Origin of the sequence: Thermoactinomyces sp. CICC 23799 (assembly GCF_016055145.1) — a bacterium.
Classification (GTDB): domain Bacteria; phylum Bacillota; class Bacilli; order Thermoactinomycetales; family Thermoactinomycetaceae; genus Thermoactinomyces; species Thermoactinomyces intermedius.
The window spans coordinates 190,915-203,177 of the sequence record NZ_JAECVV010000008.1 but is presented as its reverse complement, the minus strand read 5'-3'; the positions used below and the strand labels follow the sequence as shown (position 1 = coordinate 203,177).

Sequence of the window (12,263 nt, the reverse complement as noted above, 5' to 3'; positions counted from 1 at the left end):
TCGTTAGCATCCGTAGTCCGTTTCCGTTTTGGACAACGCCCAAGTTCAGGGGTGTGTCATCACCCCGTCCCATGTGGTTAGAGTGTACCCACATGGGCGGCGTACCTGTTACCAGTACGCTAGGCTACTAACCCAGAAAGGGCTTTAGCTATATTGATTGCTCCATTCAGATCAGCATGGCAGGTATAACCACACTTTTTGCATCTGAAATGGTTATGACATCAATTATTTTTGTTAGTTCATAAGGCTTTATGACTCCATGGAAAAAACAGTATTTTAATGTTTGGTTTACACGTTCAGAAGCACAAGAACGGTAAAATTGAATAGCCTAAATTTCCTTTGGCTCCGGTTCCTTTTTCAGTTCAACCCGGACTCGTTTTCCAACCACCCGGGCTTTGATCCGGCTGTAGGATGGACGTTTTTTCCGGATCCACGATTCCCTCCAACGGATTAGAACATGTGCATGCCTTTCGTCCGTTGTGATCCATTGAGAATCCCGGAGGGAAAGCAATGCAAATCCTTCCGGACTGCTGTATCCGATATAGCTTCCATCCGATCGCTCTGCCGTTGTCAGACCATCGGGATTTACTGCCAGCAAGAATGCCCGAAGCTCGTCGCCAACTTCCGGAAAAGGAGGAGTTGTTGGATTGAGATAGAGGAAGTGACAGACCCAGTCAGAATCAACCGGTCTTTCCATCCAAGAGGAACTGACCCACCACGGATTCTCTCCTTCTCCCGACCAATGGGCATGAATCCAAGGTCCGAAAAACTCTTCCGGTGTTCTTTCCGTCATGGCAATGTACGAACCCGGAATGACATTTTCCCCTTTCAGTTTCCCGTTTCTTTTGATCAGTCGAACCACAACATTGGTGTCCGCAATTGGAAGCACTTTAAATGGCGTTACCACCCAACCGCCTTCTTTCAATTGATGTTTCCACGCTTCAGGAAGAAGATCCGGGGTTGTCCAAGCCACAATCCGGTCATATGGGGAACCCGCTTCCCAACCTTTGCGCCCGTCCCGGGTTTCAAATTGCACCTGATGCAAATTTTGGTCTTCAAACATCCGGCGTGCACGTCGGGTGAGTTTCGGCTCAATATCCAAAGAGACAACCTTGCCGTCGGGCCCGGCAAGTAAGGCGATCAATGCCGTGCTGTACGCGGAACCCGTACCGATCTCCAGCACCCGCTGTCCTTTTTGGACATCCAATAATTCAAGACTGCCACGGATCGCGCCATCAGATGAAATCTGCGGGATCAGGCTCCCGTCCTCCTTGCGTATAAACTTTTCACGATTTACGCGCTGAAACACTTCCGGGATCGTCGGCATAATCTTCTTCTTCCTCCTTTTCACGTCCAAGATCAGGAAGAGCCTTTTCATTTATATTGTTAATATTATATATTTTTAATATAATTTTTGTATAAAATACAAAGGAGATTCCCATGATCAGTTTCGGAAAAAGGTTGCTGGCATTATTTTTTGCCACTTTGTTATTTGCCATATATTATATGTTTCTCGGTATCATCGATGATCCTGCTTTAGACAGTTCGACGGTTGAAACAATGTTCGTTTTCTCTTTTATATATGGCGGTTGCGGAATCTTTACTTACGGACTGGCAGTCTCTTATGTAACCGACCGGCTTTTGCATTCAGTTCAGAACCCGTGGAAACACGGGATTGCATTGCTCTGCTACAGTTTGTTTGGATGGATGGCTGACCGGTGGATTTTACAAATCGATACAACCCATTGGATTGGATATTTCTCAACAACCGCTGCTTTATTTGTATTTGTTTGTGTGAAACTCTTTGAATTTCAAGAGAATCGGAAAAGTTGATTTGTCATTCAAACACTTCCACACCTTAATCTATGTGGATAGTACTTAGAAAGCAACAATCCATCATAAATATCCAGAAAATAATTTCTTATTGGTAAAATAGAATATAGGAAAAGGTGAAAATACAATGCAAGCGACAATTATACAGCGGGGGATCCTCCGGCTGGAAGGCCGATTGAATAATCCATGATTGACTTTGCTCTTTTTCGATCCCGGTTGAACCTGAGCCAGTGTTAGAAGAAAACCACGGTCCAGAAACGATCTCCCGGGGAGATCACTGAAGAATTGGCGAGTGAAAAGGAAAGACTTACTGCGACAAAAAGAACCCAAGGAAATCTGTTTTTTTAGGTTATGAAATATTGAGCATCCCCTTTTCGCTTATGTACACTCTTTAAAATCTTTTCTTTGTTAATATTCTCTATATTCTATATAATATTTATACCAAAAACAAAGAGGATTCTTATGATCGGTTTCGGAAAAAGGTTGTTGGCATTATTTTTTGCCGCTTTGTCATTTGCTGTTTACTATAAGTTTTTATATATCATCATTTTTTCTGATGCCTCTTATCCTTTAGACAACGATGATGTTGAAATGTTATTTGTTCTTTCCTTTCTTTACAGCTCATGTGGTTTCTTTACTTACGGGCTGGCGGTCTCTTATGTAACAGACCGTCTTTGAGGACAGCCCGGATAACTCAACGATATCCTCTTTACTGGTCTACATTTTCGTCAAACTATTTGAATTTAAAGAACACAGGAAAAGAAAATCCGATGGATTTCAGAATTGAATCACAGGTATCTTTGCCATCTCATTCATTTAAGCGGCTGTACACAACCAGACACAAAGGATAAGAAATCATAAAAATGGACAAAGCAATCAAAACACCGGATTCGGTATCAATAAGATTCGCTCTTGAAGAAGCATATACAACCCCGACACTGATCAGACCGATTGCATAAGCCAAAAATCCACTCTTGCCTTTGATCAACTGAGTTCTTTCATCATTCTTTCTGATATCCAGATTAGAAAATACATAAAGAACAACAGACACCCCCAATGACAAGGGCAAAAGAGCATCCATCCCGTTGTTCATTGCTTCCAAAACACCTGAAAAGATAATGATGACAGCGCAAATTCCCAGCCAAAGACGATCGGATCGTTTCCCTTGCATGATTTCGCCCTCCTCTGAGACCATTTTTCCGCAATCAAAAACTGAAAGGAAGCCCCAAGGCAACCGGATCCTTTGTTTTTTTGCGGTCAATCCTTCTGAAATGACAAGGAAGACATATTAAGTTTTTTCAATCACCTTGAGAATATTGCAGGAATATTCCGTATCATTTGACCCCCGGGATTTCTTTTCCGCCGGGGGTCGACGACCATTTTTCAGTCCAAGGTCAAGGGCTTGTCCGAGAGCACAATGCCATCTTCATCGGCGTAAGCATACCAGCCTGGTTTCCAGTGAACGCCGGCGAAGGAGACGGTGATGTCCCGCTTGCCTTTTCCTTCTTTCTTGCTTTTGACGGGGCAGGTGCCAAGGGCCCGAACGCCGAGATCCATTTCATTGATTTCGGCTGAATCGCGAATGCAACCGTTGATGATGACGCCGGCCAGGTTCCGCTCCACGGCGATTGTAGCCAGCCGGTCCCCCATCAAAGCGCAGCGGTTGGAACCGCCTCCGTCGACGACCAACACGGCACCGGAGGGAACGGTTTGTAAAGCTTCTTTGACCAGTACATTGTCTTCAAACACTTTCACCGTATGAATCGGGCCGTTAAACCGCTTTTTCTTTCCAAAATTCAAAAAAATGTTTTCACACACACCCAGTGACGAATAATGATCACATAAATCCGCTGTTTTCACCACTTATCCGCTCCTTTCAGTTCTATTATATAAAAATATCCAATCCCAATGAGTCCCCTTCCCCCCTTCTCCCCGGGAATCCTTGACAAATCATTGAATTATTTGAATAATGAGGGAAATCCTTCTTTCAGGAGGAATGCCACCATGCGCTTCTTGTCTCTTTTTTCCATGCTCGTGTTGCTGACGGCGGGAAGCTTGGGATGCTCCCCGAGCGAAGATGCCACGGCTCCCGGGGATCCCCATGCAACGAAAGAAAAAACGCCGGAAGGAACCCCTCTGCTTAAAGCGGTGGCCAATCTGACCAATGGTGAGGGCCATTCCGTGGGACAAGCGAGAATCACAGAGGATGAACATGGCGTGCGAATTCATCTCACGGCAAATCACCTGGCTCCCGGCGAACATGGCTTCCATATCCATGAAACCGGCCAATGCGAAGCGCCGGATTTCGAATCGGCCGGCGGACATTTTAATCCGAAAGGCAAAAAACACGGAAAAGAAAACCCGGAAGGAGCCCATGCCGGGGATTTGGACAACATCACCGTGAATCCGGACGGAAAAGTGGATGTCACCTTGACTGTGGACGGCGTGACGCTGAATCCGGAAGCATCCCATTCGCTGCTGAAAAGCGGGGGAACCGCCCTGGTGATTCATGAAAAAGCCGATGACCTGAAGTCGGATCCTGCCGGAAATGCCGGGGACCGGATCGCTTGTGGTGTCATCGAAGAAACAAAATAACAGGCAGGGCGGTGAGTGCCCTGCCTTCTGTTTTTCAGATCATGTCAAACGCTTCGGCGATCAACCGGTAAGATTTCAGCTTGGCTTCAAAGTCATGCATGATGGAAACCAGCATCACCTCATCGGCTTGATACGCTTCGCTCAGCCGGAGAATTTTTTCCTTGACATGAGCGGGATCGCCAACAACCACCCGTTTGCGGTTTTCTTTGATGCGGAACCGGTCAAACGCGTCATAGGGATAATTTAATGCCGTTTCCACAGAAGGAATTCCGCCCCGGGCTTCTCCTTTCTCAATCAAGAGCAAGGACAAATCGAGCGAGCTAGCCAGTTTTTCCGCTTCTTCCTCCGTTTCGCCGCACACCGCAAAAATGGAGACCATTGTCCGCGGTTTTTGGTTGATCCGGGAAGGTCGGAAATGCTCGCGGTAATAGCGGGTCACTTCTTCCCCGCCGGCTCCGTTGATAAACTGGGCAAACGAATAACCTGCCCCGTATTCGGCAGCCAGCGACGCACTACCTCCGCTGGAGCCCAACAACCACAGTTCCGGAGCCGTTTCGATTTGCGGGGTGGCCAACAGGCCGGGGAACTTTTCATTTTCCTCCGCCAAATCATACAGATAAATGATCAGGTCTTTCAATTGCTCCGGATATGTGTCATGTCCCAACGTTTCCTTGCCTTCCTGCAGGGCGCGGGTCGCCAGCGGCATGCCACCCGGTGCTCTTCCCACCCCCAAGTCAATCCGGTTGGGATAAAGTGCCTCCAACACCTTGAAATTTTCTGCCACTTTATACGGGCTGTAGTGCGGAAGCATCACGCCTCCGGAACCGATCCGCATGCGGGAAGTTTTGGCCGCCAAATGGCTGATCAAAACTTCCGGGCTCGATCCGGCCAAGCTTTGGGTAAAGTGGTGTTCGGACACCCAAAAGCGATGATAACCCATTTTTTCGGTTTCTTGGGCAAACCGGGTCGTATCCGCCAAAGCTTCCACGGCATTTTTCCCCTCAGGGATCGGGGATTGGTCCAAAACACTTAATAACATAAACGGACATCCTTTCCATTGGTGGTTCATCTCCGGACGGAGACTGTTGCAGGGTGTGTTCTGCTACGGATTGACCTTTTGCACCCGGGCCATTGATTGCAAATCTTTGTCAGTAACCCAATGCAGTTGATCCAAAAAGGCCGTTTGGAAAGATCCGGGGCCCTTTTCTCCTGTTTCTTCAGCCGCCAATTCGCCTGCCACCCCATAGGCGGCGACACCGGTGACGACGGCCTGTAAATGGTTTGCCCCCACTGCGGTAAAGGCTCCCAATACAGAAGAAAGCAGGCAACCCGTGCCGGTTACTTTCATCAATAAAGGATGGCCGTTTTGCACCAAATAATGAGTGGATCCGTCCGTGATGAGATCTTCCTTGCCGGTCATTGCCACCACCGCTTTGAAGGATTTTGCGCATGCGTCTGCATTTTCCACCAAACCGGCGGTTTCTTCCTCCTGCGCATCCACGCCTTTGGTCAATCCGGTCTGACCGGTCAATCCGGAAATCTCCCCGGCGTTTCCCCGGATCACCGAAACGTTTACTTCCGACAAAATTTTTTGCGCCATTTCCAGCCGGTAGGGGGTGCTGCCCACGCCAACGGGGTCAAAGATGACCGGAACCCCGTGCCGGTTGGCTGATTTGCCGGCAATGATCATGGCTTCCACCACGTCGGTTTGAAGCGTGCCGATATTTAAAACGAGCGCTTGCGAGAGCTTGGCCATGTCAGCCACCTCTTCCTTGGCATAAGCCATGACAGGGGATGCTCCCAATGCAAGCAACCCGTTAGCTGTAAATGCCGTCACCACCACGTTGGTGATATTGTGAATCAAGGGTTTTTGGCTGCGGATCCTGTTTAACAGATCTGCGTCGATCATTTCCATGCAACTCATCCCTTCATGAACAGACTATGTTTATTTTATCACGAAACCCTTGATTCCGTATCACCGGCTCACCATGACCGCCACCATACGCCCGCCCATTCGGGCACTTGCACACAGCCGTTTTTTCTCACTTTGTCCGCCACTTCATCGCCAAAGAAAAAGCGTGTCAATTCTTCCGCTTCGTCCAGATCCCGGAATGTGTAATCAGTGCGGATGACCGAATGGGAAAAACCGTATTCTTCTTCCAGAGCCCGGTAATACCGGCGTAAAAAATCCGGAGGATCCGGTTCTTCGGTGGCGGTTCCCATCGTTTCAAAAATGACGACGGTCCCCCCCGGTTTCAAGACACGCCGGATCTCCCCGATGATTTGGCTTAAATTTTTTCTCCATGTCGGATGATTGGAACTGGCCAGATAACAGATGCTCCATCCGGCCACCACCAAATCGGCTTGGTCATCTTCCACCGGAAGGCGGCGATGATCGGCCACCTGCACCTGCCAATGATCCAGTCCCTCCGCTTTCAGCTTTTCTGCCGTCACAGCCAGCATCCCGGCTGATTCATCCAAGGCCACGATACTGCGGGCAACTTTTGCCAGCGGCACGGTCAGCCTTCCGGTCCCGGCCCCTATGTCCACAATATCGGCTCCTTTTCCTGAATGGATTTTTTCAAGAAAAGGGATCACGCTTTTTTGTTTGGAAATCAACCGGTCATACATGGAAGCTTGTTCTTGATAAATCACGTCATGATCCGGCATCTTCATTCCCCTTTCTTCGCAAACGAACAATTGTTTGCAATTTTCGCCTTATCCGGGTAAAATAAAAAATGCGTCAATTTTTGCTTCTTTTTCCATCACGAAATATTTCATTTTATGGCAAATATTTTTTAAATTTTACGTTTCAGACATAATTATTATATATAAAAAATTTAATTTATGCTAAAATATTACATAGATTACGGAAGCAAAGGAGTCAAAGTGTTATGCGAAGTTTGTGGAAATTATTTTCAGTCATGACCCTTTCGGGGGCCCTTCTCTTGACGGGTTGCGGCGGCAAAGAAAACGAAACGGCCGCAGATCAACCCAAACTCACTCCCACCCAAGTGATTGATAAATCCATGCAAACCATGGAAAAAGGCGGGCATACATACGATGTCAAAACGAATCAAACCATTACGGTAGCCTCCGGCGATGTGTCGCAAGCCATCAAAACCCGCACCACTTCCACCATTGATGTCACCATGAATCCGGTGGCCTTACACTTAAAAGGAAAAACCGAATCCAGCGGTGCGTCGGAAGAAATTGAGATGTTCCTTGCCGACAACGCCCTTTACAACAAAATCCCGCAAATGGGTTGGGTGAAAACCACCGTGGACACCTCCGCCATGGATGCCTCCCAGGATCCAATGTCAGGCATCAAACAGGTGGAGCAACTGTTTGAAAAATTGGGTGGAAATGCTCTTCCCGCCGGCGTTTCCTTAAATGAAGAAGGCAACCAATACGTTCTGTCCATTGATTTTACGGCCTTGAAACAAGACGGCCAATCATTTGAGAGCATGATGAAAGATCAAGTCATTCGAGGCCTGCAAAGCTCGGGCTTCGACCCGTCCAAATTGCAAAATATGAAGTTTGAGAAATTGAATCAAAAGATTTATATCGACAAAAACAACTTCAAACAAACCAAGACCCTGCAAGAAATGCATATCCTGGTTACCAATGACCAAGATACCTTCAAACTGGAACAACAAATGGAAATGAATTTAAAAGGTGAATACAACGGTAAAATCGAAGTGCCCGCTGATATAAAAAACAGCGCCAGACAAATTTAAAAAACCAACCGCTTTGCGGTTGGTTTTTTCGTCATTGATGTTTGGATCCCCGTCCGGAAGGGTATACAACTTTCACTTGGTTCTGTACTTCATTTCTTTTTTTATTCAGAAAGGAAATGATATTGATGGAACTGAGAGAAGTCACACTTTTAAATTTTGACAATACGTATCGGGAGCAACCTCAACTTTCCCGTGTCGCCAATCAATGGATTGAACTTCAAGATATCCCCGGAACCAACCTCTATTGTTCCGGACAAGCATGGCAAAAGTTAACGGAACGGATTCCTGAAAAAACCGGCCGGGGCATCACCTTTATCGGAAACGGGAATCACCATTATGTCACTTATCTGTTTTTGCAAAAATTCCACCAACCGTTTACTCTTGTCTTGTTTGACAACCATACCGACAGTCAGCCGCTTATGGGAAGCAAGTTGCTTTCTTGTGGTTCCTGGGTCGCGGAAGCGCTCGGAAATTTACCTTTTCTCCAAAAGGTTTTTTTGGTAGGGACCTGTTCAAAGTCCAAAGCGTTTCCGTCCCGGTTGAAAAACAAAATCGTGCTGTGGCTGAACCGGCAATGGGATCAACTCGTATCGGCCATTCCAACCGAGGACATCTATATCAGTATTGACAAAGATGTCCTGGACCGTGCCGACGCAATTACGAACTGGGACCAGGGAAACATGCGGTTGGCGGATTTGCTGGCAGCCCTTGGCCGACTCGCCTGCCGGAAAAAAGTTCTCGGCGTGGACGTCTGTGGTGAACTTCCCGTTTCCCCGGCTGAAGTTTGGTCTCACCGAAACGAACTGAAACGAAATGAAACAGCCAATTTATCCATCCTTCAGCAAATCTTGTCCTCTTAAAGCTGAAAAGCGCCCAGACCAAATGATGGCCGGGCGCTTTTTTTATTGATTCCTCATCATCCCCGCTCAAGCCGCTTTCTGCATTTTGGCCAACGGTTGCGGCAACGGCCAATCAGAAGGCGTGATCAGTGGTTGTTTCTTGTGGTCATGGGGACAAGTGGAATTCCATTTATTCCATCACTTTGGCTGATCCTCCTTCACACGTGTCAATCACAAATCTTTTATACTTGTCAAATAAATTTTTCCAGTTTGAACAAACAAAAAACCTTGCAACCGGACGATGACCCGTCTGCCTGCAAGGTTTGGGATGGTTCCGTTTAACGCGTTAAACGGTTGTAAGATGGTACTTTTTCATCCGGTACTGCAAACTCTGCCGGGAGATGCCAAGAGATTTTGCAGTCCGGGTGATATTTCCGTCATTTTCTTTCAGGGCTTCTTGAATCAGCCTTTTTTCCGCCTCTTCCATTTTTTCCTGCAAGGTTTGGCCGCGGAACCACTCCGGAACCCAACCGTGGGAATGTTCCGGAACCGGTCGGTTCGCTTCGGGGACATGCTCGTATTTTTTTCTCAACCGCAACGGAAGATGGCAGACATCCATCACCGTTTCATCCACAATCCGGTTCATCGCTCCTTCAATCACATGTTCCAATTCCCGCACATTTCCCGGCCAGTCATGCTGAACAAAAATCTTCCAGGCTTCCGGGCTGACCGCCCGGACATTTAAATGGAACCATTTATTGTATTTGTCGATAAAATGATGTGCCAACGGTTCCAGGTCTTCTTTTCGTTCACGCAAGGGCGGAATGTACAGCGTCACCACACTGAGACGGTAATACAGGTCTTTTCGCAACCGGTTGTGGTGCACTGCATCGACCGGATCTTCATTGATGGTGGCAAGAATGCGCACATCCACCTTTTTATCCCGGGTATCCCCAACCCTGCGGATCGTTTTTTCCTGTATGGCCCGGAGCAATTTGGCCTGCACCAAAGGATCCAACGCATGGATCTCATCCAGCAGCAGGGTTCCGCCATCGGCCTGTTCAAACAAACCAGGCTGATCCACCGCCCCGGTAAACGCTCCTTTTTTGGTGCCAAACAGGATGCTTTCCGCCAGGCTGTGCGGGATCGCCGCGCAATTTTGTGCAATGAACGGCCCTTTCATGCGAGGACTGCCATTGTGGATGCTTTGCGCAAACAGTTCCTTTCCGGTTCCGGTTTCCCCCGCCAACAGCACCGAAGAAGAAGTGCGGGTCGCCCTTTTGGCTTCTTCGATGACAAAGCGGATAGCTTCGCTTTGGCCGATAATTTGGTCAAACGTGTAGGTGGTGTTTTTGTTTCGCCATGCATTGTCTTTCATGACATGTTCCAGTTTGGTGATGTCTTTGGCCATTTCCACTGCCGCGATGATTTCACCGTCAACCCGGATCGGATACGTATCATTGATAGTGGTGATCTCTTTTCCCTTGTTGTTGTAATATGTCTGTTTCACTCGCCGGGTTTCTTTGCCCGTCCGGACTGCTTCCAGCAAGGTGCTTCCCTGATCACGGGAAAAGGAAAACACCTCCAAAACATTTTTATGGAGAACGTCTCCGCGCTTCATCGATTCAATTTCCGCCATTTTTTGATTGTAAATGATGGTCTTTCCACTGCGGTCGATCACATGAATGCCAATCTCCACGTCATCGATCAATTGCTGAAAGATTGCATCCATCTGTCTGGGAGACAGACCTTTCTTTCCTTGCGAACCGTTCATCTTCCTTGCCTCCCGCATCCGTCGTACTGGAGTATGTACTTTGATTATAAACGGATTTTCGCCAATGCAAAATATCTTGGCGCACTTTGGGGTAAAATGCCTGTCACACGCAAACTTTGTTTGCACCCGATCTTACGGAAAACTGCGGCATCCGGCCGGCGAACTGACTGGCATGAAATTTGCTCTGTTCTCTTACCGAACGTTTTTATCCCATCAAACTTTCCTCACCCATGAAAAATCAAGTCAAAAAACTGGAGGGATCATCATGACCACGACAAACCGGTCCGGTCAAATCATTGACCAAACCAACCGCTATGGAGCACGCAACTATCATCCGCTTCCGGTCGTTGTCTCCGAAGCGGAAGGCGTTTGGGTAAAAGATCCGGATGGAAATAAATATTTGGATATGCTCAGTGCTTACTCCGCCGTCAATCAGGGACACCGGCATCCGAAAATCATTCAGGCTTTGATAGAACAGGCAGACCGGGTTACCCTGACTTCCCGTGCGTTTCACAATGACCAGCTGGGACCGTGGCTGGAAAAAATCTGCAAGCTGACGGGAAAAGACATGGCCCTGCCCATGAACACCGGAGCCGAAGCAGTGGAAACTGCCTTTAAAGCCGCCCGGAGATGGGCTTATGAGAAAAAAGGCGTGGAACCGGACAAAGCGGAAGTGATTGCCTGCACCGGAAACTTCCACGGGCGGACCATGCTCGCCGTTTCGTTGTCCTCCGAAGCGGATTATCAACGTGGTTTCGGCCCGATGTTGCCCGGAATCCGGCTCATCCCCTACGGCGACATCGATGCGTTAAAAGAAGCAATCCATGAAAACACGGCGGCCTTCCTGTTTGAACCGATCCAAGGAGAAGCCGGCATCAACATCCCGCCGGATGGATTTTTAAAGGAAGCGTATGAAGTTTGTAAAGCACATCGTGTTTTATTTATGGCCGATGAAATCCAAACCGGGCTCGGACGGACCGGCAAAATGTTCGCCTGCGATTGGGAAGACGTGGTTCCGGATGTTTACATCCTTGGGAAAGCCTTGGGCGGCGGCGTGATGCCCATTTCTTGCGTGGTTGCCAACGAGGAGATTCTGGGAGTCTTTGAACCGGGTTCGCATGGTTCCACATTTGGCGGAAACCCACTTGCCTGCGCCGTATCGATCGCTTCCCTCAATGTGATCACAGAGGAAAAATTGGCCGATCGTTCATTGGAACTCGGCGACTATTTCCAATCCAAATTAAAAGAAATTGACCATCCGGCGATCAAAGAAGTCCGGGGCAGAGGCCTTTTCATCGGTGTTGAACTGCATGAAGCGGCCCGTCCTTATTGTGAAAAATTAAAAGAAGAAGGATTGCTCTGCAAAGAAACCCATGAAAATGTGATTCGCTTCGCCCCACCGCTGGTGATCAAAAAAGAGGAGCTGGACTGGGCGATCGAAAAAATCAAATCGGTATTTGCCCGCTGATCATTTTTTCCAAC

General features: G+C 47.9%; 13 protein-coding genes and 1 pseudogene. 6 read left to right on the top strand and 8 right to left on the bottom strand.

The genetic code is table 11. The features are described 5' to 3' along the window. Positions 1 to 119: 119 nt before the first annotated feature. Together I8U21_RS12235 and I8U21_RS12230 are read right to left on the bottom strand one after the other, a co-directional pair. Positions 120 to 212 (bottom strand): annotated as a pseudogene (locus I8U21_RS12235) (zinc ribbon domain-containing protein); the annotation flags it as partial. Between the two features lie 116 nt (positions 213 to 328). Next, positions 329 to 1,327, bottom strand: coding sequence for a protein-L-isoaspartate O-methyltransferase family protein (locus tag I8U21_RS12230; RefSeq protein WP_198054008.1), 999 nt, complete (start codon positions 1,325 to 1,327; stop codon positions 329 to 331). A 113-nt stretch (positions 1,328 to 1,440) separates the two neighbouring features. Here I8U21_RS12230 and I8U21_RS12225 point away from each other — a divergent pair, with 113 nt between their 5' ends. After that, positions 1,441 to 1,833 carry a hypothetical protein gene (locus I8U21_RS12225; RefSeq protein WP_037993644.1) on the top strand — a complete coding sequence of 131 codons (393 nt, stop codon included), beginning with the start codon at positions 1,441 to 1,443 and terminating at the stop codon, positions 1,831 to 1,833. A gap of 462 nt (positions 1,834 to 2,295) precedes the next feature. Then, on the top strand, positions 2,296 to 2,511 hold the full coding sequence (locus I8U21_RS12220) for a hypothetical protein (protein ID WP_181731873.1): 216 nt from the start codon (positions 2,296 to 2,298) through the stop codon (positions 2,509 to 2,511). Between the two features lie 130 nt (positions 2,512 to 2,641). On the opposite strand, the gene I8U21_RS12215 is transcribed toward I8U21_RS12220, so the two are convergent. Next, on the bottom strand, positions 2,642 to 3,004 hold the full coding sequence (locus I8U21_RS12215; RefSeq protein WP_198054007.1) for a hypothetical protein: 363 nt from the start codon (positions 3,002 to 3,004) through the stop codon (positions 2,642 to 2,644). A 212-nt stretch (positions 3,005 to 3,216) separates the two neighbouring features. Next, a complete protein-coding gene (rraA, locus tag I8U21_RS12210) occupies positions 3,217 to 3,693 on the bottom strand; it encodes a ribonuclease E activity regulator RraA (RefSeq protein ID WP_037993650.1) in 477 nt (158 codons plus the stop codon). A 144-nt stretch (positions 3,694 to 3,837) separates the two neighbouring features. Between rraA and I8U21_RS12205 the strand changes: the two genes are divergently transcribed. Continuing rightward, positions 3,838 to 4,428, top strand: coding sequence for a superoxide dismutase family protein (locus tag I8U21_RS12205; protein ID WP_181731875.1), 591 nt, complete (start codon positions 3,838 to 3,840; stop codon positions 4,426 to 4,428). A 34-nt stretch (positions 4,429 to 4,462) separates the two neighbouring features. Here the strand turns inward: I8U21_RS12205 and I8U21_RS12200 are convergent, their stop codons facing one another. The 3 genes from I8U21_RS12200 to I8U21_RS12190 all read right to left on the bottom strand — a co-directional run bounded on the left by I8U21_RS12200 (position 4,463) and on the right by I8U21_RS12190 (position 7,098). Continuing rightward, on the bottom strand, positions 4,463 to 5,467 hold the full coding sequence (locus I8U21_RS12200; protein ID WP_181731876.1) for an LLM class flavin-dependent oxidoreductase: 1,005 nt from the start codon (positions 5,465 to 5,467) through the stop codon (positions 4,463 to 4,465). A gap of 63 nt (positions 5,468 to 5,530) precedes the next feature. After that, entirely contained in the window at positions 5,531 to 6,352 is an 822-nt protein-coding gene (gene thiM, locus I8U21_RS12195) for a hydroxyethylthiazole kinase (protein WP_181731877.1), read from the bottom strand. 59 nt (positions 6,353 to 6,411) lie between these two features. Continuing rightward, positions 6,412 to 7,098, bottom strand: a complete 687-nt coding sequence (locus I8U21_RS12190; protein WP_181731878.1) for a class I SAM-dependent methyltransferase — start codon at positions 7,096 to 7,098, stop codon at positions 6,412 to 6,414. Positions 7,099 to 7,322: 224 nt separating this feature from the next. On the opposite strand from I8U21_RS12190, the gene I8U21_RS12185 reads away from it, so the two are divergent. Both I8U21_RS12185 and I8U21_RS12180 read left to right on the top strand, forming a co-directional pair. Then, entirely contained in the window at positions 7,323 to 8,168 is an 846-nt protein-coding gene (locus I8U21_RS12185) for a DUF6612 family protein (RefSeq protein ID WP_181731879.1), read from the top strand. 125 nt (positions 8,169 to 8,293) lie between these two features. Then, entirely contained in the window at positions 8,294 to 9,028 is a 735-nt protein-coding gene (locus I8U21_RS12180) for an arginase family protein (RefSeq protein ID WP_181731880.1), read from the top strand. A gap of 325 nt (positions 9,029 to 9,353) precedes the next feature. On the opposite strand, the gene I8U21_RS12175 is transcribed toward I8U21_RS12180, so the two are convergent. Continuing rightward, on the bottom strand, positions 9,354 to 10,781 hold the full coding sequence (locus I8U21_RS12175; RefSeq protein WP_181731881.1) for a sigma-54 interaction domain-containing protein: 1,428 nt from the start codon (positions 10,779 to 10,781) through the stop codon (positions 9,354 to 9,356). Positions 10,782 to 11,046: 265 nt separating this feature from the next. Between I8U21_RS12175 and I8U21_RS12170 the strand changes: the two genes are divergently transcribed. Continuing rightward, the gene (locus tag I8U21_RS12170) at positions 11,047 to 12,249 is read left to right on the top strand and encodes an ornithine--oxo-acid transaminase (protein WP_181731882.1); all 1,203 of its coding nucleotides are present in this window, start codon (positions 11,047 to 11,049) and stop codon (positions 12,247 to 12,249) included. Positions 12,250 to 12,263 lie beyond the last annotated feature (14 nt).